The sequence below is a fragment of the Pseudothioclava arenosa genome, from assembly GCF_002358085.1.
Classification (GTDB): domain Bacteria; phylum Pseudomonadota; class Alphaproteobacteria; order Rhodobacterales; family Rhodobacteraceae; genus Pseudothioclava; species Pseudothioclava arenosa.
In genome coordinates, this window is record NZ_NTJD01000004.1 from 112621 (window position 1) to 132213 (window position 19593).

At 64.3% G+C, this 19593-nt stretch carries 19 protein-coding genes and 1 tRNA gene; 15 read left to right on the plus strand and 5 right to left on the minus strand.

Annotated elements, in window-relative coordinates; all coding sequences use genetic code 11:
• The first annotated feature begins 7 nt into the window (after positions 1-7).
• From CLN94_RS06720 to CLN94_RS06745, 6 genes are all read left to right on the plus strand, one after another.
• Positions 8-1228 carry a cysteine desulfurase gene (locus CLN94_RS06720; protein WP_096432457.1) on the plus strand — a complete coding sequence of 407 codons (1221 nt, stop codon included), beginning with the start codon at positions 8-10 and terminating at the stop codon, positions 1226-1228.
• Between the two features lie 47 nt (positions 1229-1275).
• Positions 1276-1352, plus strand: a tRNA-Arg gene (locus CLN94_RS06725).
• A gap of 227 nt (positions 1353-1579) precedes the next feature.
• Positions 1580-2149 (plus strand): TetR/AcrR family transcriptional regulator, encoded by a 570-nt coding sequence (locus tag CLN94_RS06730; protein WP_096432459.1) that lies wholly within the window; start codon positions 1580-1582, stop codon positions 2147-2149.
• 119 nt (positions 2150-2268) lie between these two features.
• Positions 2269-2880, plus strand: a complete 612-nt coding sequence (locus CLN94_RS06735; RefSeq protein WP_096432461.1) for a DNA-3-methyladenine glycosylase I — start codon at positions 2269-2271, stop codon at positions 2878-2880.
• 332 nt (positions 2881-3212) lie between these two features.
• Positions 3213-4811: a tetrathionate reductase family octaheme c-type cytochrome gene (locus tag CLN94_RS06740; protein WP_096432463.1), complete on the plus strand. Its 1599-nt coding sequence runs from the start codon at positions 3213-3215 to the stop codon at positions 4809-4811.
• On the plus strand, positions 4804-5463 hold the full coding sequence (locus CLN94_RS06745) for a cytochrome b/b6 domain-containing protein (RefSeq protein WP_096432465.1): 660 nt from the start codon (positions 4804-4806) through the stop codon (positions 5461-5463). Before CLN94_RS06740 ends, CLN94_RS06745 begins: the two co-directional genes overlap by 8 nt.
• A gap of 162 nt (positions 5464-5625) precedes the next feature.
• Here the strand turns inward: CLN94_RS06745 and mepK are convergent, their stop codons facing one another.
• On the minus strand, positions 5626-6186 hold the full coding sequence (mepK, locus tag CLN94_RS06750; protein WP_096432467.1) for a peptidoglycan L,D-endopeptidase MepK: 561 nt from the start codon (positions 6184-6186) through the stop codon (positions 5626-5628).
• 300 nt (positions 6187-6486) lie between these two features.
• Between mepK and CLN94_RS06755 the strand changes: the two genes are divergently transcribed.
• Genes CLN94_RS06755 through CLN94_RS06770 form a run of 4 tightly spaced genes read left to right on the plus strand, consistent with a single transcriptional unit; the run spans position 6487 to position 10752 of the window.
• On the plus strand, positions 6487-8103 hold the full coding sequence (locus CLN94_RS06755) for a L,D-transpeptidase family protein (protein ID WP_096432469.1): 1617 nt from the start codon (positions 6487-6489) through the stop codon (positions 8101-8103).
• A 47-nt stretch (positions 8104-8150) separates the two neighbouring features.
• Positions 8151-9248 carry a UDP-3-O-(3-hydroxymyristoyl)glucosamine N-acyltransferase gene (locus CLN94_RS06760; protein ID WP_096432471.1) on the plus strand — a complete coding sequence of 366 codons (1098 nt, stop codon included), beginning with the start codon at positions 8151-8153 and terminating at the stop codon, positions 9246-9248.
• A 10-nt stretch (positions 9249-9258) separates the two neighbouring features.
• Positions 9259-9537, plus strand: a complete 279-nt coding sequence (locus CLN94_RS06765; RefSeq protein ID WP_096432473.1) for an acyl carrier protein — start codon at positions 9259-9261, stop codon at positions 9535-9537.
• 3 nt (positions 9538-9540) lie between these two features.
• Positions 9541-10752, plus strand: a complete 1212-nt coding sequence (locus tag CLN94_RS06770; protein WP_096432475.1) for a beta-ketoacyl-[acyl-carrier-protein] synthase family protein — start codon at positions 9541-9543, stop codon at positions 10750-10752.
• Positions 10753-10801: 49 nt separating this feature from the next.
• Here CLN94_RS06770 and CLN94_RS06775 read toward each other — a convergent pair whose 3' ends face one another.
• Complete coding sequence (locus tag CLN94_RS06775) at positions 10802-11449, minus strand: invasion associated locus B family protein (RefSeq protein WP_096432477.1); 648 nt, start codon at positions 11447-11449, stop codon at positions 10802-10804.
• Positions 11450-11864: 415 nt separating this feature from the next.
• Here CLN94_RS06775 and CLN94_RS06780 point away from each other — a divergent pair, with 415 nt between their 5' ends.
• Positions 11865-13439, plus strand: coding sequence for a helicase HerA-like domain-containing protein (locus tag CLN94_RS06780; RefSeq protein WP_096432479.1), 1575 nt, complete (start codon positions 11865-11867; stop codon positions 13437-13439).
• On the opposite strand, the gene CLN94_RS06785 is transcribed toward CLN94_RS06780, so the two are convergent.
• Positions 13440-13733 (minus strand): DUF6477 family protein, encoded by a 294-nt coding sequence (locus tag CLN94_RS06785; protein WP_096432481.1) that lies wholly within the window; start codon positions 13731-13733, stop codon positions 13440-13442.
• A gap of 217 nt (positions 13734-13950) precedes the next feature.
• On the opposite strand from CLN94_RS06785, the gene CLN94_RS06790 reads away from it, so the two are divergent.
• On the plus strand, positions 13951-15075 hold the full coding sequence (locus CLN94_RS06790) for a DUF6456 domain-containing protein (protein WP_096432483.1): 1125 nt from the start codon (positions 13951-13953) through the stop codon (positions 15073-15075).
• A 187-nt stretch (positions 15076-15262) separates the two neighbouring features.
• Here CLN94_RS06790 and CLN94_RS06795 read toward each other — a convergent pair whose 3' ends face one another.
• Both CLN94_RS06795 and CLN94_RS06800 read right to left on the minus strand, forming a co-directional pair.
• Positions 15263-15811 (minus strand): peroxiredoxin, encoded by a 549-nt coding sequence (locus tag CLN94_RS06795; RefSeq protein ID WP_096432485.1) that lies wholly within the window; start codon positions 15809-15811, stop codon positions 15263-15265.
• A gap of 173 nt (positions 15812-15984) precedes the next feature.
• Complete coding sequence (locus tag CLN94_RS06800) at positions 15985-16674, minus strand: aquaporin (RefSeq protein WP_096432487.1); 690 nt, start codon at positions 16672-16674, stop codon at positions 15985-15987.
• 106 nt (positions 16675-16780) lie between these two features.
• Here CLN94_RS06800 and lipA point away from each other — a divergent pair, with 106 nt between their 5' ends.
• The 3 genes from lipA to CLN94_RS06815 are packed head-to-tail and all read left to right on the plus strand — an operon-like array spanning position 16781 to position 19550.
• Positions 16781-17731, plus strand: coding sequence for a lipoyl synthase (lipA, locus tag CLN94_RS06805; protein ID WP_096432489.1), 951 nt, complete (start codon positions 16781-16783; stop codon positions 17729-17731).
• A gap of 4 nt (positions 17732-17735) precedes the next feature.
• On the plus strand, positions 17736-18731 hold the full coding sequence (gene dusA, locus CLN94_RS06810; protein ID WP_096432491.1) for a tRNA dihydrouridine(20/20a) synthase DusA: 996 nt from the start codon (positions 17736-17738) through the stop codon (positions 18729-18731).
• Between the two features lie 3 nt (positions 18732-18734).
• Positions 18735-19550, plus strand: coding sequence for a sulfite exporter TauE/SafE family protein (locus CLN94_RS06815; protein ID WP_096432493.1), 816 nt, complete (start codon positions 18735-18737; stop codon positions 19548-19550).
• Positions 19551-19593: the final 43 nt, after the last annotated feature.

The window sequence follows — 19593 nt, forward strand, 5'->3', positions numbered from 1 at the left end:
ACATCCGATGTACGATCTTGCCAAGGTGCGCGCCGATTTCCCGATCCTGAGCCGCGAGGTCAACGGCAAGCCGCTGGTGTACCTCGATAACGGGGCCTCGGCGCAAAAGCCGCGCGTGGTGATCGACGCGATGACGCGGATGTACGAGGAGGAATATTCCAACGTCCATCGCGGGCTGCATTTCCTCTCGAACCTCGCGACCGACAAATATGAAAACGTGCGCGCGATCGTGCGCCGGTTTCTGAATGCACCGAATGACACCGATATCGTTTTTACCACCGGCTCGACCGAGGGGATCAACCTGATCTCCTACGGCTGGGCCGCGCCGCGCTTGCAAGCGGGTGATGAGATCGTGCTGAGCGTGCTGGAGCATCACGCCAATATCGTGCCCTGGCATTTCCTGCGCGAGCGGCAGGGCGTGGTGCTGAAATGGGTCGAGCCCGAGGCCGACGGCAGCCTTGCGGCCGAGAAGGTGGTCGAGGCGATCGGGCCGCGCACCAAGCTGGTCGCGATCACCCAGATGTCGAACGTGACCGGCACGCGGGTCGATGTGAAGGCGATCTGCGCGGCGGCGCGGGCGAAGGGCGTGGTGGTGCTGGTCGATGGCTCGCAGGGCGCGGTGCACGGGCCGGTCGATGTGGCCGATCTCGGCTGCGATTTTTACGCGATCACCGGGCACAAGCTTTACGGGCCTTCGGGCTCGGGGGCGATCTACATCCGCCCCGAACGTCAGGCCGAGATGCGCCCCTTCCTGGGCGGTGGCGACATGATCGACACCGTGACCCGCGAAGGCGTCACCTACAATAGCCCGCCGATGAAGTTCGAAGCGGGCACTCCGGGCATCGTGCAGCAGGTCGGGATGGGCGTTGCGCTCGATTACCTGATGGCGCTGGGGATGGAGAATGTCGCCGCCCACGAGGCCGATATCGCCGCCTATGCGCAGGCGCGTTTTGCCGGGCTGAACTGGTTGCACCAGCAGGGCACGGCCCCGGGCAAGGGGGCGATCTTCTCGCTCACCATCGAGGGGGGCGCCCATGCTCATGACATCTCGACGATCCTCGACAAGCGCGGGATCGCCGTGCGCGCGGGCACGCATTGCGCCATGCCGCTGATGGAGTTCTTCGGGGTTTCGGCCACGGCGCGCGCGTCCTTTGGCCTTTACAACACCCGCGAAGAGGTCGACGCGCTGGTCTCGGCGCTGGAACTTTGCCACGAGTTCTTTGCCTGATTTCGCCCGTTGCCCCGGCGCGACGAGTCGGGTAAGAGCAACGCAACGCACCCATAGCTCAGCTGGATAGAGCGCTGCCCTCCGAAGGCAGAGGTCAGAGGTTCGAATCCTCTTGGGTGCGCCATTTCCAAAGATAGACATCAAAGCAACGCCCTGGGGTGGTGATCGTCCCGCTTTCGCATGGCGTTTGGCCTGCGGTCTGGCGATGACATCGCGGCCGTGTGCGGCATTTGACCAAACCTCCCGCGCGACCCCAAAGACAAAATGCTTGCCGGATTAGGTCATGTGTCCTAATTTTGATTGGATTGCACCTGTGAGCGGTCGCTTGAGCCAGCGAGAAAGAGGGCTGCAATGGCCAGAAATTCGACCCGTGAAAACATCATCACCGCGGCCGACCGGCTGTTTTACGAGCGGGGTTTCGAGAACAGCTCTTTCGCCGATGTTGCGCAGCTCGTCGGTATCTCGCGCGGAAATTTCTATTACCATTTCAAGACCAAGGACGAGATCCTTGATGCGGTCATCCGGCGGCGGATCGAGGAGCGCGCGAGGATGCTCGACGCTTGGGTCGATACCAGCCAATCCCCCAAGGAGAGCATCGCGCAGTTCATTCGTATTCTGCTGATGAACGAAGAGAAGATCCGCCGTTATGGCTGCCCCGTCGGCAGCCTGTTTGCGGAGCTCGCCAAACTGAACCATCCCGCCGAAGGGGGCGCGCGCGAGGTCTTCAACCTGTTTCGGATCTGGTTGCGGCGCCGGTTCGAAGAGATGGGAAAAGGGCAGGCGTCGGACCGTCTGGCGCTGCATCTTCTGGCCCGCAGTCAGGGCGTGGCGATGCTTGCGCGCGCCTATCCGACAGAGCCATTTCTGGAGCGAGAGGCCGAAGAGCTGCTGGCGTGGCTCGAAACCGTTGCCGAGGGCTGACATGGCAAGATGAAAGGGGATTGCATGTTCATTATCTATTTGAGGTTTGGGGCCAGCAGATCGAAGGCCCCCGCGCGCACCGATGCGCGCCTTTCGTTCCTGCTCGACACGGAGGCGACATGACCAATGACGCATATATCGGCCCCGACGGGCGGCCTCGCTGCCGCTGGAGCGGGGCGGCGCCCGAGTTTCTCGACTATCACGATGAGGAGTGGGGCTATCCCGTTGCACAGGATGTTCGCCTGTTCGAAAAGATCTGCCTTGAAAGCTTTCAGTCCGGGCTGAGCTGGCGCACGATCCTCGCAAAGCGCGAGAACTTCCGGGCGGCTTTTTGCGGTTTTGATTTTCATAAGATGGCCGGTTTCGACGAGGGCGATGTGACGCGCCTTTTGGGAGATGCGGGCATCGTGCGCCATCGCGGCAAGATCGAAGCCGTCATCAACAATGCCGCGCGGGCGGTTGAAATGCAGGATCGGGAAGGCTCGCTCGCCGCCTATTTCTGGCGGTTCGAGCCCACGCCCGAGGAACTCGGGACGCCGCAGTCCAACACGACCTGTCCAAACGCGATCGCGCTCTCCAAGGACCTGAAGAAACGTGGCTGGAAATTCGTGGGGCCGACCACGGTTTTCGCCTTCATGCAGGCGATGGGTCTGGTCAACGATCACAGCGAGGCCTGCGTTTTCCGCGAGGTCGCCGAGGCGTCGCGCAGGTCATTCCAACGCCCGGGATAAGCTTGCGGCTCCCGAGATCGGCGGGCAGCACAAGCTGATCCCAATGCCGCGCCCCTGCGCGCGAAGCCCTTTGTTCTTTGGAATTCGTCCAATTGTATACCATGGGGTGCGACGGCCTGTCTCAGGGGGTGGTCGGAATGTCGCAGGGGCCGCAGATCATATTCATGTTACCAAATGTGATCCGATCCAGCCATATCGCCAGATTTTTGGGAGACCTGATGAAACTCAGAACGCTACGGGTGACTGCATTCGTCTCGGCAGTCGTCTTGGGGGCAGGGGGTGCTTTCGCGCAAAGCACGCCTGCCGGGGAGGAGACGCCCGCAGCCGGAGCCATGTCCATCGCGTCCGATCTGGCCGCCAAGGCTGCGCATATGAGCGATCCGGTGGTTGAGTCCACCGCCGATCACAGCAAATTCGACGTGCTGAAAGGCCCGTTCAAATCCGGCCCCGAGGTCACTGCGGCCTGTCTTTCGTGCCACACGGAAGCCTCGAACCAGGTGATGCACTCGGTGCACTGGAAATGGGAATATCAGAACGAATCCACCGGCCAGACGCTGGGCAAGGCGCATGAGCTGAACGCGTTCTGCGGCAACGTCGCCTCGAACGAAGTGCGGTGTACCTCGTGCCACACCGGCTACGACTGGGAGGATGTGCGCGCGCCGATGCCGGACGATCCGACCAAGGTCGACTGCCTCGTCTGCCACGATACCTCGGGTCAATATGCCAAGCAGGACAACCTTGCCGGCAACCCGCCGCTCGAACCCGTCGCCGAAAAGGCCAAGACGATCACCGGCAAGGCCGCCTGGGCGGTTGACCTGATCAAGGCCGCGCAATCGGTCGGCCCCGAGCCGTCGCGCGAAAACTGCGGCAACTGTCACTTCTATGGCGGCGGCGGCGATAACGTGAAGCACGGCGACCTGTCGTCGGCGCTGTTCGATCCCACGCCCCATGTCGATGTGCACATGTCGAAAGACGGCGCGAACATGCAATGCGCCGATTGCCACGTCTCGGACAAACACGTCTTTGCCGGTTCGCGCTATGAAACCGATGTGGTCGATCCGCATGCGGGCGATATGAAGCCGGGCCAGCCGCGCGAAGTCGCGAGCTGCACCTCGTGCCACACTGACGCGCCGCACAAGGGCCCGAACCCGATCCTCGGCATGAAGCTGAATGATCACACCGATCGTGTTGCCTGTCAGACCTGCCACATCCCTGAATTCGCCAAGGGTGGCGTTGCCACCAAGACGGTCTGGGACTGGTCGACGGCCGGCAAGCTGAAAGACGGCAAGCCCTATTCCGAAGAGGAATTCGTGCAGTCGGACGGCAAGCATCTGCACACCTATCTCTCGACCAAGGGCGATTTCGAATGGGGCGAGAATGTCACCCCCTACTATGCCTGGTCGAACGGCGTGATGACCTACACGCTGCCCGAAACCGAGATCGACCCGACGCAGACGCTCGAGATCAACTCGATCGGCGGCGGCGCCGAGGACCCGAACTCGCGGATCTTCCCGTTCAAACGGATGATCGGCAAGCAGGCCTATGACGCCGAACGCAAGGTGCTCGCCTATAACAACGTCTACGGGCCGGGCAACGGCACGGCGCTGTGGTCCTATTTCGATTGGGAGAAATCCCTGAAGGCGGGCATGGACTACGCGGGCGTCGAGTATTCCGGCAAGTTCGACTTCGTCTCGACCTATATGTACTGGCCGATCACCCACATGGTGGGGCCGGAAGACGAAGCGCTGAAATGCGATAGCTGCCACGCGAAGGACGGCCGTCTGGCCAATATCGCCGGCGTCTACATGCCCGGCTCGGGCATCGGCATCGGCGGCAAGCTGGGTCTTGTGATCTTCCTGCTCGCGGCCCTCGGCGTTGCCGGTCACGGCGTGCTGCGTCTCTTTGGCAAGAAAGGAGCCCACCATGGCTGAGCGTTACGTCAAGGTCTACACCCGCTTCAACCGGGTCTGGCACTGGTCGCAGATGGTCTCGATCATGCTCCTGTTCTTCACCGGCGCGCGGCTTCTGGGGCTGCATCAGATCGGCCCGTTCGGGCTGGCGGTGACGGTGCATACGGTGGTGGCGCTCGCGCTTCTGCTGCTCTGGGCCTTCGCCACCTTCTGGCTGTTCACCACCGAGGGCTGGAAACAGTTCATCCCGCGGATCGCCGGGTTCGCGAAGGTCGCGCGCTTCTACGCTTACGGCGTGTTCAAGGGCGAAGAGCACCCCTATCACAAGACCTATGAGCGTCGGCACAACCCGCTGCAGGCGGCCGCCTATTTCGCGCTCAAGATGGCGCTGTTCCCGGCGATCTGGATCTCGGGGCTGCTGTATCTGACCTACGGGGTCTGGGGCGCGAATGATCTCGGCTCGGCGATGCTGACGCTGATCGCGAATATCCACGTGCTGGCGGCCTTCGCGATCGCGAGCTTCGTGGTGGTCCACATCTACCTGCTGACGATCGGCCATGGCTTCCGTGAGCATGTGCGCCCGATGATCACCGGTTACGACAAGATCGACCTCTGCCCCGAGGGCGAGGCCTATTTCGCCAAGCAGGGCAAGTTGAAGCCGCTGGAAGACTAAGCGTCAGGCTCCGGCCCGACCTTGAAAGGCCCCCGGTGTTCCGGGGGCCTTTTGCATTGCCGGGGCAGGGTGCCGCGCCCCGCAGCTTCGGCGCGCAACGGCTCGGGGCAAAAGAAAACGCCGCCCGAAAGGACGGCGCAAAGACAGGAAAGAAAGAAGGGCTCAGGCGCCCCAGGTGCGGATCGGGCCGCAATCCATATGCACGAAGTTCGAGCGCGAGTATTTGCCGACGCCACCCGCATTGCAGGCCGAGGCCGCGCGATAGATCTGGCTGACCGAGCGCGACTTGAGGCGTAGGTCGGCGGCTTGACCGACCATGTGCAGCGAATTCTTGGCAACACCGCGCGATTTCGAGCGCAGCATGGAATTGGTCTGGGGGGAACGATAGCCCGACAGCATCATGTAGGGCTCGTTGACATCCATCAGGTGATGGGCGGCGGTCGCGATGTCGATGGTGCGCGGGTCGATCGTTTTGACCTGGTTCGTGCGCCAGTCGCGCATGAAGTAGCTGATCTCTTTCAGGGCTTCCTTGATATACTCGCCTTCGATCCAATACACGGTGTCGATGCTTTCGCCAGTGCGGCCCGAGTACATGCGAATGCGGCGGATATCACCTGCGCCCCGAAGGATACCGAATGCGTTCGAGGCGGTCGGTGCTGCGGTTACGACGCTCGCAGCAAGAATACCCAGCAAACCACGGCGGGTAAAATCGGAGGTGCTCATTCTTCGTTCGCCTGTCCTGAAGTTCCTGCCATTCTTAGAGTGGCTTAACGGATCTCTTACTTTGGTTGTGCCCAAGTTATGCCACATGGCGAATCTCGTTCCAACCGAAGATTTCCCTCGCCGCACTGGCAAAAGGGGAAATCGGCAGGTTTTTGCTCAGATTTGTCGGATGTGTCGGCTCTGCATCGCTTTGCTGCTCGATCGGGGGATGCGGCAGGCCGTGGGCGGCAGGCTCTGGACATGGGGCGCGAATTGCTAGACCCTCGGAACCTGTTGATTTTTACGGTTTCAGGGGGGCTCATGTCGGCTTCGATCCGGATGCGCGCTGGTCTGTCCTTGGTTTCTGCCGCGGTTCTCGCCGCGTCTCTGGCAGCGGCGCCGCAGGCGCGCGCCGAGGCGCCGGTGCTTGCCGGCTACACGCAGGCGATTGCGTCGGCCGCCTCGGACGATGCGGCGCTTGCACGGTTCTACGCCGAGCGTGACTATGCGCCGATCTGGACCTCGGCTGCAGATGCCGACCGCCGCGCGGCGCTGTTTCGCGCGCTCGACGGGGCGGCGGCCCATGGCCTGCCCGCCCGCGCCTATGATGCCGCGGGGCTGCGCGCCGCCTTTGCCGCAGTAAAATCCGAACGCCAGCGCGGCGAACTAGAGGTCGCCGTTTCCAAGGCGTTCCTCGCCTATGCCCATGACATGTCCTCGGGCGTGGTCGATCCGCAAAGCGTCGACTCCGGTATCGTGCGCGAGGTCGTCCGCAAGGACCCGCTGAGCTTCCTGCAAGGCGTCGCCTCCGAGCCGCCGGGGCTTTATTTCCGCAGCCTCGCACCGCAGGCCCCGCAATATGCGCAGCTTCTCAAGGCCAAGCTCGACCTTGAGGCGCGCATCGCGCAAGGCGGTTGGGGCGCGACTGTGCCGGGCGGCAAGCTGGAGCCGGGCGATATCGGCCCGCGCGTGATCGCGCTGCGCGAACGGCTGCGTGCGATGGGCTATCTCGGGCGCTCGGCCAGCGCGCGCTATGATGGCGCGATCCAGAAAGCCGTGCAGCAATTCCAGTTCGACCTCGGCCTGGCGGCTGACGGCGTCGCGGGTGAGGCGACGCTGACCGAGATCAACCGCGCCCCCGAGGATCGGCTCGAAAGCCTGATCGTCGGGCTTGAACGGCTGCGCTGGATGAACGGGATCGACCTTGGCCAGCGTCATGTCTGGGTCAATATCCCCGATTTCACCGTCCGCATCGTCGAGCATGGCAAGGCGATTTTCGAAAGCGTCACCGTCGTCGGGCAGAACCAGAGCGACCGTCGCACGCCGGAATTCTCGGACGAGATGGACCGCATGGTCATCAACCCGACCTGGCATGTTCCGCGCTCGATCGTCGTCAAGGAATACCTGCCGATGATGCAAAAGAACGCGGGCGCGGCGGGGCATATCAAGCTGATCGACGCACGCGGGCGCACGGTGTCGCGCGACGCGGTGGACTTCAGCCAGTTCAACGCCCGCAATTTCCCCTTCGATATGAAACAGGCCCCGTCCTCGAGCAACGCGCTGGGGCTGGTGAAGTTCCTGTTCCCGAACAAGTACAATATCTACCTGCATGACACGCCGTCGAAATCGCTGTTCCAGCGGGATGTGCGCGCCTTCAGCCATGGCTGCGTGCGGGTGGGGCGGCCGTTCGATCTGGCCTACACACTCTTGGGCATGCAAAGTGCCACGCCCAAGGATGACTTCCACAAGGTTCTGAACACCGGACGCGAAACCACGGTGATGCTTGAGCATCCGCTACCGGTGCATCTGGTCTATTACACCGCCTGGCCGACCGCGCGCGGGCATATCGAGTATCGGCGCGACATTTACGGCCGCGACCGCGCGCTCTTTGCGGCTTTGCAAAAAGCCGGGGTGGATTTGCCGCGTCTGACCCATTAAATCGGAAGGGAGGCGCTATTCCCGCGCCCCCTCCGAGGATAAAGATCATGTCGCAAACCATTGAAGCCATTGCGAAAGCCCTCTCGGCAGAGGCCGAGGGCGATCTTGGCATCAAGGTCACGTCCGCCTCCGAGCCGCCTTCGGCGCGCGCCGATCAGCTCGCGCTGGCGATGGATGCGAAATATCTCGATGGCATCGCGAAGGGCGCCGCGCGCGCGGCGATCGTGCCTGCGGGCACGGATTGGCGCGCGCTTGGGCTTGAGGCCGCGATTTTTGTCACGCGCCCGCGCCTTGCGATGGCGGGGCTGTCGCGCGCCTTCGATCCGGGTCCGGAAATCGCGCCCGGATTTCATCCGACGGCAGTGATCGACCCCTCGGCGACGATCGGCATCGACGCTGCGATCGGGCCTTTCGTGGTGATCGGGCGGGGCGTGGTGATCGGTGCCGGGGCGCGGATCGCCTCGCATGTCTCGATCGCCGAGGGCACGCATATCGGTGCGGATGCGATGATCCTGCAAGGCGCGCGGATCGGCGCACGGGTGCGGATCGGGGATCGCTTCATCTGCCAACCCGGCGCGGTGATCGGCGCGGACGGGTTTTCCTTTGTCACGCCCGAAAAATCCGGAGTTGAAGAAATCCGTGCAACCCTCGGAGTTCGCGGAGAAATTCATGAGCAGAACTGGACGCGCATCCACTCGCTCGGCACTGTCGAGATCGGCGATGATGTCGAGATCGGCGCGAATTCCACGATTGACCGCGGCACGGTGCGCGCAACCTCGATCGGCAGCGGCACCAAGCTCGATAACCTCGTTCATATCGGCCATAACGTGCAAGTCGGGCGCGATTGCCTGCTGTGCGGGCAGGTCGGCATCGCGGGCTCGTCGAAGATCGGCGACCGGGTCGTGCTGGCCGGGCAATGCGGTGTCTCGGACAATATCTTTGTCGGAGACGATGTGATCGCGGGCGGCTCGACCAAGATCTTTTCCAATGCGCCCAACGGCCGCGTGCTTTTGGGCAGCCCCGCGACCAAGATGGAAACCCAGGTCGAGATTCAGAAAAACCTGCGCCGGCTCGGGCGACTTTTCACGCAAGTGGCCGAGCTTCGGGAAACTGTTACACGACTCACGCAAAAGGGTGACGTCTAACAGCAACCAGATGAGGCCCGCCGTGCAAGACCGTATCCTCGATATCATCGCCCGCGAAGCCCTGCGCGATCCGTCCGAACTCACCCCCGAGATGACCTTGGAAGAGCTGGGGCTGGATAGCCTCGGTCTGGTCGAGGTGATTTTCGCGATCGAAGAAAGCTTTGGCATCTCGGTGCCGTTCAACGCCAATGCGCCCGATGCCTCGGGGTTCGACCTCAGCTCGATCGGTGCGGTCGCGCGGGCGGTCGAGCGGCTCGTGATGGGTCAGCCGACGGCACAGGTCGCCTGATCCATGCGAAGAGTTGTCATCACCGGAGCCGGCACGATCAACGCGTTGGCTCTGGATGTGGCGGGAACCTATGCCGCGATGCGCGACGGGCGCTCGGGGATCGGCCCGCTGGAATTTCCCGACGCCGACCGCCTGCTGATCGGCATTGGCGGGCAGGTGCGGGGCTTTGACCCGGCGGCGCATTTCGAAGGTTCGAAACGCGCGCTCTATGATCCATTCACCCAATTCGCTCTGGTCGCCGCGCGCGAGGCGATGGCCTCGGCCGGGCTTGAGGCCTTGCCCGGTGCGGCCGAGCGCTGGGGCTGCATCATGGGCACGGCGGGCGGCGGCAATGCCACCGTCAACGAGGCCTTCCGCGCGGTTTTCGCCGAGGGGCGCAACCGCGTCCACCCGTTCACCGTGCCGCGCCTGATGCCCAATGCCGCCTGCTCGCATATCGCGATGGACTGGGGGATTTTCGGGCCGAGCTTTACCGTCTCGACCGCCTGCGCCAGTTCGAACCATGCGATCGGCCTTGCGTTCCAGATGGTGCGCTCAGGGATGGTCGACGGGATGCTGGCTGGCGGCTCGGAATCGATGCTGAATTTCGGCGGGCTGAAGGCCTGGGAAGGGCTGCGCGTGATGTCGCCCGACGGTTGCCGCCCGTTTTCCAGGACCCGCAACGGCATGGTGCAGGGCGAGGGCGCGGGTGTCTTCGTTCTGGAGACGCTTGAGGCAGCGCAGGCGCGCGGCGCGCCGATCCTGGCCGAGATCCGCGGCTTTGCCATGAGCTCGGACGCGGGCGATATCGTGATGCCCTCGGTCGACGGCGCGGCGCGCGCGATCCGGGGCGCGCTGGACGATGCGGGGCTCGCGCCCGACCAGATCGGCTATATCAACGCCCATGGCACCGGCACGGCGGCCAATGACCGGATTGAATCGCTGGCGATCCGGCAGGTTCTGGGCTCGGCGGCGGATCGGGTGATGGTGTCCGCGACCAAGGCGATGCATGGCCACCTGATTGGCGGCACCGGCGCGGTCGAACTGCTGGCCTGCCTGCTGGCGCTGAACGAAAGCATCATCGCGCCGACGATCAATTTCGATGAACCCGACCCGGATTGCGACCTGGATATCGTGCCGAATGTCGCGCGCCGGGCCGAGGTCGAAGCGGTCCTGTCCAACGCCTTCGCCTTTGGCGGGCTGAATGCGGTTCTGGCGCTAAGCTCCGTGAAATAAAAAACCGCCCCCGTGGGGGCGGTTTCAAACCGTGAAGGCCGGGCGCGGATTACTGCGCGTTCGCCTTGCTCGCCGCGTCATAGGCGGCGGTGAAGCCCTTGAGCGCGATCGTCAGCAGCACCTTCTGATCGGGGGCGACCGCGGGCACCACGACCATTTTCGCTTCGTTGCCGCGCTTGAACGCGTTGATCTCGTTGTCGGTGATCGCGAGGCGTGCGGCACAGCCCGAGGCGGTGCAGAACGTGTAGGGGTAGACCATCGGATCGGCGCCATCGACCGAGATCGCGAGGTTCTGGCTGAGCAGCGTGCCGAGCGGCGTCATCACCGTCGCGGCGGCCTTGACCTTTTCCTGGCCATTCAGCGGCAGCATCGAGATTTGCGCCACGCGGGTGCCGTTGTCATCGGTCAGCAGTTGCAGGATCTGGCAAGGGTCCTTGCCGTCTTCGGTACGGATGCAGACCAGTTCCCAGGACTCGAATCTGTTGGCGATATATTCGGCGCCGATGACGGGCTCGGTGGGCTCGGCCGGGGCGGCTTCAGGCGCAGCTTCGGGGGCGGCCGCCTCGGGCGCTGCTGCTTCGGGTGCTGCGGCTTCCGGGGCCGGTTCGGTGCTCGGGGTCGCCGTGTCCTGCGCCTGCGCCATGCCGGCCATCACCAGCAGGGCCGCGATCAGGAGGGGGGACTTGAACTGTGCCATTCGATACTTCCTTCGAGTTGGGTCGGCGCAGCGATACCACGCCGCCGACGCCCTGTCAGGCCCGTTTTTGGAAGCCGGCAGTCACGCTTTGGTGGCTGGCAACTCCTTGCCGACACGCCAAAATGACGAAAGCGGCCCCGAGTGGAACCGCCTTCGATTATTCTCCCTGTCGGACTGGCCGACTTCGTTATGGCGCGAACGCTAATCCGAAGATTTCGGGTGGTCAACAGGGTTTTTGCGCGCACCCCACGGGTCGCCGAGCGCCCCATGAAAAGAGCCGCACCCGAAAGTGCGGCCAGTTTGCAGGGAGGAAACATCCGAAGGCCCGAAACCCGGGCGTGGACAGATAAACTCTGGCATGGATTGGTTAATTTAGTATTGTCTCGCCAAAGATGTGATCTGCGTGGAGCGTGAAATGACCGGGGTTCTGACCGAAGCGGGCGTGTTCGTGGGCGGGGGCGGCGAAGGTTATGCCGAGCCGCAGGAACTGCTGATGAAATTCGGCAACCGGCACGGGCTGATCGCGGGGGCGACGGGCACGGGCAAGACGGTGACGCTGCAGATCCTCGCAGAGGCGTTTTCCGCCGCCGGTGTTCCGGTGTTCATGTCCGATATCAAGGGCGATCTTTCGGGGCTGGCGAAATCGGGCTCCGAGACCCACAAGCTGCACGAGCCCTTCATGAAGCGATCAGCAACGATCGGGTTTGAGTTGTCCTATACCGCGTTTCCGGTCACCTTCTGGGACATGTTCGGCGAGCAGGGCCACCCGGTGCGCACGACGATTTCCGAGATGGGGCCGCTGTTGCTCGCGCGTCTGATGGGGCTGAGCGAGGCGCAGGAGGGCGTGCTGAACATCGCCTTCCACCTGGCCGATTCCGAGGGGCTGGCGCTTCTGGATCTGGCCGATCTGCGCACCATGCTGACCTATGTCGCCGAGCAGGCAGATGAGCTGACCAAACGCTACGGCAATGTCGATGCACGTTCGGTGGGGGCGATCCAGCGGCAATTGCTGGTGCTCGAAAATCAAGGCGCGACGAGCTTCTTCGGCGAGCCGGCGCTCGATCTGGCCGATATGATGAGCCATGACAGCGACGGGCGCGGGCGGATCAACATCCTTGCCGCCGACAAGCTGATGGGCAGCCCGCGGCTTTACGCGACCTTCCTGCTCTGGCTGCTGTCCGAGCTGTTCGAGGAGCTGCCCGAGGTCGGCAACCCCGACAAGCCGAAATTCGTGTTCTTCTTCGATGAGGCGCACCTGCTGTTCGACGACGCGCCCAAGGCCCTGCTCGACAAGGTCGAGCAGGTCGCGCGGCTTATTCGCTCGAAAGGGGTGGGCGTTTATTTCATCACGCAGAACCCGGCCGATGTGCCCGATGATATCCTTGGACAGCTCGGCAACCGGGTGCAGCATGCGCTGCGCGCCTTCACCGGCAAGGACCAGCGTGAATTGCAGCGCGCCGCCGAGAATTACCGCCCGAACCCGCGCTTCGATACCGCCGATGCGATCAAGGAGGTTGGCACTGGCGAGGCGGTGACCTCGTTCCTCGAGGCCAAGGGCGTGCCGGGCGTGGCCGAGCGCACGCTGATCCGTCCGCCCTGTTCGCAGCTTGGCCCGATCACCCCCGAGGAACGCCGCGCGGTGCTGCAATCCTCGGCGCTCGGGATGAAATACGACACCGCGATCGACCGCGACTCGGCCCATGAAATCCTGACCCGCCGCGCCGAGGCCGCCGCACAGGAGGCCGCCGAGGCCGAGGCCCGCGCGGCCGCCGAGAAGGCCGATGAAAAGCGGCTGCGCGAATTCAACAAGGCGCGCCGCTACGATCAGGGCAAGACCGTGACCAAGACCAGCACGCGCAAGACCAACTCGTCGCGGCGTTCCGACAGTCTGGTCGAGACCTTTGCGAAAAGCGTGGTGCGCCAGCTTGGCACGAAATCCGGGCAGGCGATCGTACGTGGCGTGCTGGGGTCGTTGTTCAAGTCGCGCTGATCAGGCGCGCATCTCGCCGCGCGGCAAAAGCCGGCTTTCGCCCATCAGGGCGATCAGCACCTCGATATGGCGCAGGAAGGAATACTCCGCCGCGCCCGCCTGTCGCGATTCTTCCAGCAGGCGCTCTTCGGCCATCAGCCGGGGCAGCGCGGCCTCGGGAGCAGGCAGATCGTTTGTGCGCATCAGCCGCGTCAGGTCGCGCTTGCGGTTGTAATCGGCCTGCCCGAAACGGGCGGCGCGGATCAGCAGGCGCGGGCGGCGAATGGCGGCAATCAGGTCGGTCAGGTCGCTCATGACAATCCCCTTAAAGTGAGTCTGTCAATCACGATAATGCAACCGAAGCGAGTGTTGCGTCCGGCCCCGTTCTACCGAACGGAGGGGTTGGAAATATTTATCTTTTGTTAGGAAACCTCATTCTCGCCCAATTCATTAACGAACGGGTAATCAAAACAACCCACGGTTGTGTGTATCTGAATTGCCCGGCCTGACCGCCGGAGCTCTGGGGGAGCAAATGAGACCGAGTGCAACGGCTTCGATGGGGCTTCCGTCGTGGCTGCCCGATTACGCCCTTCTTTACCTGCGCCATGTCGAAGAGGGCATTCCGATCCGGCAACTCGCGCGGGCCGAAGGCTGCCATGCCTCGACGATTTTGCGCCGTGTCCGTCGCGTCGAGGCGCGGCGCGACGACCCGCTTGTCGACGAGGCGCTCTCGACCCTTGGCCGCCTCGCCGCGCCTGCGCCCAGACAGACCGCACCAGCCGTCACATCCAAAAAGGATATGTCGATGAGTGCTGCGATCCGCAATGTAAGCCTTGGCCCGGATGACGAGACCATCGAGACCGAGGCGCGCCGCGTCCTGCGCCGCCTGGCCGAACCAGGCGCCGTCCTGATCGTCGCGAGCGAGATGGACAAGGCTGTGGTGCTGCGCGGCACCGTGCGCACTGCCGTGCTGGAGCGTGCGGTGGCGCAGGCCTTCGCCCTCAAGGAATGGATCCAGGTCACCCATTCGAACCGTGTCACCAGCTATGAAATCGCGCCGGGTGGCCGCGCTGCGGTGAAGCGCTTCATTGAGGAGGAGGCCCGCGCACGGGGCGATTACGAAGCCGAGGAGGATGCCGGCCCGGTCCATGCCAGCCAGCACCGCGACTGGGGCCGGCGCGAAACGGTCGAAGACGGCCAGCGCCGCCGCCTGCGCGCGAACCTTGCCGAAAGCCCGCTCGGCGTGCTCGCGCGGCGCCGGGATCGCGACGGAAAGCCGTTTCTCAGTGCCGAACTGGTGGCCGCGGGGGAGCGGCTGCGCGAAGATTTCGAACTGGCGCAGATGGGGCCGCGCGTCGCGCAGAACTGGGAGCGTTTCATGACCGGCGGCGCGCGCGGGCAATATAACGCGCAGGGCACGCTGAACGGCGGCTCGGAAAGCGCGCGCGAACGTGTCGCCGCTGCACTGCGCGACCTTGGTCCGGGGCTGGGCGATATGGTGCTGCGCTGCTGCTGTTTCCTCGAAGGGCTGGAAGCGGCCGAGAAGCGCATGGGCTGGTCGGCGCGCTCGGGCAAGATCGTGCTGCGCATCGCGCTTGAGCGGCTCAAGCGCCATTACGACGAGGTCTATGGCGGGCGCGCGCCGCTGATCGGATAGGCGGGCAGGGGGCGCTGCCCCCTCTGGCCTGCGGCCATTCACCCCCGGGATATTTTTGGCAAAATGAAAGCCCCTTCACCGAGCTGAAAATACTCCGGGGGAGTCCGAAGGACGGGGGCGGAGCCCCCAATGAAAACGGGCCGGAGGTTTCCCTCCGGCCCGGCCGCGCGTTTCCTGGGGGCGTGCCTCAGGCGGCCTGTTCCTTGTTGGCTTCGATCAGCCAGTTCAGCACGGTTTCGGGCGAGGAGACGCCGTAGGGGTCGGCGCCGTGGTTGTCCGCAAGGCCGGGCTCTTCGAACCAGGCTTCAATCACGCCGTTGTTCACGACCGCCGCATAGCGCCACGAGCGCAGGCCGAAGCCGAGGTTATCCTTGCGCACCAGCATGCCGACGCGGCGGGTGAACTCGCCCGAGCCATCGGGGATCACCTGGACGTTTTCGAGGCCCTGCGCCTTGGCCCATTGGTTCATCACGAAGCTGTCGTTGACCGAGAGGCAATAGATCGCGTCGATGCCCTGGGCTGCGAAATCGCCAAAGCCCTTCTCGAAGCCGGGCAGCTGGTAGGTCGAGCAGGTCGGCGTGAAGGCGCCGGGCAGGGCGAAGAGCACCACGCGCTTGCCCGCGAAGTAATCCGAGGTGGTCTTGTCTTCCCAGCGGAAGGGGTTCGGGCCGCCGACGCTTTCGTCGCGCACGCGGGTGTGGAAGGTGACTTCGGGAAGTTTCGAGCCGGGCTGCATGGGGCCTCCTGAGCGGGGATGGAAAGACAATCTGGAATCTTTCTAACCTTTTTTGAGGCGCGTCACAATGACTGACCTAGCAATTGCAGCAAGAAATTGCCGCGCCGCCGCATGCGAAAAAGCAAAGGGCCGCGCGCGTGGCACGGCCCCTCGGGAAGTCGATAAGGGTCGGCTCAGGCCGCGGCATTCGCTCGCGTGAGGCCCGCGCGATGGAGGGCGCCCGCCAGCGCGCCGCCCGCCAGCGGCGCCAGCACAAAGACCCAGAGCTGCGACAGCGCGGGGCCGCCGACCAGAAGCGCCGGGCCGAAGCTGCGTGCGGGGTTCACCGAGACGCCGGTGACATTGATCCCGACGAGGTGGATCGCCGCCAGCGTCATCCCGATCGCGAGCCCGGCAAAGCCCGCAGCCGCGCCGGGGCCGGTCGCGCCAAGGATCACGGTGACGAAGACAAAGGTCGCCACGGCCTCGAAGATCAGCGCCGCGGTGACCGAATATTCGCCCAGATACCCCGGCCCGAAGCCGTTCTGCCCGAGCCCGTTCTCGGCCAGCGAATAGCCCGCGCGGCCCGAAGCGATCAGATAGACCACCACCGCGCCCAGCAGCGCGCCCGCCAGTTGCGCCAGCACGTAGCGCGCGAATTCCGCCCCCGACATCCGCCCGGCCACAAGGCAACCGAGGCTCACCGCCGGGTTCAGATGCGCCCCCGAGATCGCGCCCAGCCCATAGGCCGCGGCCACGATCGACAGCCCGAAGGCCCAGGCGATGCCATGCAACCCGATCGCCTCTCCCATCAGCACGGCCGCGCCGCAGCCGAAGAAGACGAGGATGAAGGTTCCGAGCGTCTCGGCCATCATCTTTTTCATAGTGTTCACTCCTGTACTCTTGTCCTGAACAGATTTCACGCGGGGATTGCCCCGCCGTCGCATTGGGCGTATTGCAGGGCGGATCGAAAGTTAGGGGGAAATTCCCGTGCGCGACCTCAAGATTCCCGGCCAGCGGCATCCCGAAAAGGCGCATCGCGCCGATCAGGCCCAGCCCAAGAAGCCCGACTGGATCCGCGTCAAGGCGCCGGTCTCGCAGGGCTACAAGGACACGCGCGACATCCTCAAGACCAACAAGCTGACCACGGTCTGCGAAGAGGCGGGCTGCCCGAATGTCGGCGAATGCTGGTCGCATGGTCACGCGACGATGATGATCATGGGCGAGATCTGCACGCGCGGCTGTTCGTTTTGCAACGTCGCGACGGGTCGGCCTGATGCGCTCGATACGTTCGAACCCGGCCGCGTCGCGCATGCGGTGCAGACGCTCGGGCTGAAGCATGTGGTGATCACCAGCGTCGACCGCGACGATCTGGACGATGGCGGCGCCGAGCATTTCGCCCAGACCATCCGCGCCGTGCGCCATCGCAGCCCCGAGACCACGATCGAGGTGCTCACCCCCGACTTCCTGAAATGCAGCCCGCGCGCGCTTGAAGTCGTGGTCGAGGCCAAGCCCGACGTGTTCAACCACAACCTCGAAACTGTGCCGGGGCTTTACCCGACGGTGCGCCCGGGCGCGCGCTATTTCCACAGTCTGCGCCTGTTGCAGCGCGTGAAGGAACTCGACCCGACGATGTTCACCAAATCGGGCATCATGGTCGGCCTTGGCGAAGACGCGCAGGGCGTGCGCCAGACGATGGACGACATGCGCTCGGCCGATATCGATTTCCTGACCATCGGCCAGTATCTGCAGCCGACGCCGAAGCATCACCGCGTCGATCGCTTCGTTACCCCCGAAGAGTTCAAGGAGTATGAGAAGGCCGCCTACGGCAAGGGCTTCCTGATGGTTTCGGCCACGCCGCTGACGCGCTCCTCCTATCACGCGGGCGACGATTTCGCGAAGCTGCGCGCCGCGCGTCTGGAAAAGCTCGGACGGCTCTGAGCCGATGACGTCCTGGTCCGACAGCCCCGTGCGCCATGCCACGCGCCTCTCGGTCGCGCCGATGATGGACTGGACGGACCGCCACTGCCGGGTGTTCCACCGCCAGATCTCGCGCAACGCCCTGCTTTACACCGAGATGGTCACCGCGCCCGCCGTGATCCATGGCAAGCGCGCGCTCCTGCTCGATTACAGCCCGGCCGAGCACCCCGTCGCGCTGCAACTGGGCGGATCGGACCCGGCCGAACTGGCCGAGGCCACGCGCATCGCCGCCGATTGGGGCTATGACGAGATCAACCTGAATTGCGGATGCCCGTCCGACCGGGTGCAATCGGGGGCCTTCGGCGCGGTTCTGATGAAATCGCCCGATCTGGTCGCGCGCTGCGTCGAGGCGATGCAGGCGGCCAGCCCCGTCGAGGTCACGGTGAAATGCCGCATCGGCGTTGATGACGACATCCCCGAGCAACGTCTGCCAGGGTTTATCGACACGGTCGCCGCCGCTGGTGTCAGGCGTTTTACCATTCACGCGCGCAAGGCCTGGCTGCAGGGCCTCAGCCCCAAGGACAACCGCGAGATCCCGCCGCTCGACTACGAACTGGTGCATGCGATGAAGGCCGCGCGCCCCGATCTGCATCTGTCGCTGAACGGCGGCGTCACCTCGCTCGACGAGGCCGAGGCGCATCTGGCGCGGGGCCTTGACGGGGTGATGATCGGCCGCGCCGCCTATCACGAGCCGATGAACGCGCTGGGTGCCGCGGATGCGCGGATCTGGGGGCAGGGCGCCGAGGCCGACCCGTTCACCGTCGCCGAGGCGATGAAACCCTATATCGCGGCGCATCTGGCTGCGGGTGGGCGCCTGCATCAGATCACGCGTCACATGCTGGGCCTGTTCCACGGCCGCCCCGGCGCGCGCGGCTGGCGGCGTGTTCTGTCCGAAGGCGCCACCCGAGACGGAGCGGGCCTTGCCCTTTACGACCAAGCCCTTGCCCAAGTGAAAGCCTGACCGATGCCCGACCTCTCGACCCTTCTGCCCCTCGTCGCGATCCTGATGGCGGTGGGCGCCTTCGCAGGCGTTCTGGCCGGGCTTCTGGGCGTGGGCGGCGGGATCGTTCTGGTGCCGGCCTTCTTCTACCTGTTTTCCGGTCTTGGATATGGCTCGGACGACCTGATGCAGATCTGCGTCGCTACCTCGCTGGCGACGATCATCGTTACCTCCGCGCGCTCGGTGATGGCGCATCACCGCAAGGGCGCGGTCGAATGGGGGATCTTGCGCCAATGGGCGCCGCTGATCGCGATCGGCGCGATCTCAGGGGTGCTGGTCGTGGCGCAACTGCGCACTGTCACGCTACAGATCTTCTTCGCGGTGATGGTCTTCGCCATCGCGCTTTACATGATGCTCGGCAAATCCAGCTGGCGGCTGTCCGACCACCTCCCCGGAGGCCTGTTTCGCGCGTGGTTCGGCCCGCTGATGGGGCTCGTGTCGGTGCTGCTCGGGATCGGCGGCGGCTCGATCGGCACCCCGATGCTCACGCTCCATGGCGTGCCGATCCACCGCGCGGTCGCCACCTCGGCGGGGGTTGGCATCACCATCGCGCTGCCCTCGGCCATTGCCTTCCTGCTCACCCCGGTCGAGACCGCACCGCCCTATAGCATCGGCGCCGTCAACATCCCCGCCTTCCTGATCGTGATCGCGATGACCACCTTCACAGCCCCCTTGGGCGCCACGCTCGCGCATCGCCTCGACGCCAAGAAACTCAAGCGCGTCTTTGCCGGCTTCCTGATGCTGGTCGCGCTGAACATGCTGCGCAAGGCGCTGTTCTAACCTTTCATTTTGCCCCAAATATCCCGGGGGGAGGCCGCAAGGC

Excerpts from the sequence above, each read along its gene's own strand:
- CLN94_RS06720 (WP_096432457.1), top strand. The coding sequence starts at position 8 with ATGTACGATCTTGCCAAGGTGCGCGCCGATTTCCCGATCCTGAGCCGC.
- CLN94_RS06730 (WP_096432459.1), top strand. The coding sequence starts at position 1,580 with ATGGCCAGAAATTCGACCCGTGAAAACATCATCACCGCGGCCGACCGG.
- CLN94_RS06735 (WP_096432461.1), top strand. The coding sequence starts at position 2,269 with ATGACCAATGACGCATATATCGGCCCCGACGGGCGGCCTCGCTGCCGC.
- CLN94_RS06740 (WP_096432463.1), top strand. The coding sequence starts at position 3,213 with ATGTCCATCGCGTCCGATCTGGCCGCCAAGGCTGCGCATATGAGCGAT.
- CLN94_RS06745 (WP_096432465.1), top strand. The coding sequence starts at position 4,804 with ATGGCTGAGCGTTACGTCAAGGTCTACACCCGCTTCAACCGGGTCTGG.
- mepK (WP_096432467.1), bottom strand. The coding sequence starts at position 6,186 with ATGAGCACCTCCGATTTTACCCGCCGTGGTTTGCTGGGTATTCTTGCT.
- CLN94_RS06755 (WP_096432469.1), top strand. The coding sequence starts at position 6,487 with ATGTCGGCTTCGATCCGGATGCGCGCTGGTCTGTCCTTGGTTTCTGCC.
- CLN94_RS06760 (WP_096432471.1), top strand. The coding sequence starts at position 8,151 with ATGTCGCAAACCATTGAAGCCATTGCGAAAGCCCTCTCGGCAGAGGCC.
- CLN94_RS06765 (WP_096432473.1), top strand. The coding sequence starts at position 9,259 with ATGAGGCCCGCCGTGCAAGACCGTATCCTCGATATCATCGCCCGCGAA.
- CLN94_RS06770 (WP_096432475.1), top strand. The coding sequence starts at position 9,541 with ATGCGAAGAGTTGTCATCACCGGAGCCGGCACGATCAACGCGTTGGCT.
- CLN94_RS06775 (WP_096432477.1), bottom strand. The coding sequence starts at position 11,449 with ATGGCACAGTTCAAGTCCCCCCTCCTGATCGCGGCCCTGCTGGTGATG.
- CLN94_RS06780 (WP_096432479.1), top strand. The coding sequence starts at position 11,865 with ATGACCGGGGTTCTGACCGAAGCGGGCGTGTTCGTGGGCGGGGGCGGC.
- CLN94_RS06785 (WP_096432481.1), bottom strand. The coding sequence starts at position 13,733 with ATGAGCGACCTGACCGACCTGATTGCCGCCATTCGCCGCCCGCGCCTG.
- CLN94_RS06790 (WP_096432483.1), top strand. The coding sequence starts at position 13,951 with ATGAGACCGAGTGCAACGGCTTCGATGGGGCTTCCGTCGTGGCTGCCC.
- CLN94_RS06795 (WP_096432485.1), bottom strand. The coding sequence starts at position 15,811 with ATGCAGCCCGGCTCGAAACTTCCCGAAGTCACCTTCCACACCCGCGTG.
- CLN94_RS06800 (WP_096432487.1), bottom strand. The coding sequence starts at position 16,674 with ATGAAAAAGATGATGGCCGAGACGCTCGGAACCTTCATCCTCGTCTTC.
- dusA (WP_096432491.1), top strand. The coding sequence starts at position 17,736 with ATGACGTCCTGGTCCGACAGCCCCGTGCGCCATGCCACGCGCCTCTCG.
- CLN94_RS06815 (WP_096432493.1), top strand. The coding sequence starts at position 18,735 with ATGCCCGACCTCTCGACCCTTCTGCCCCTCGTCGCGATCCTGATGGCG.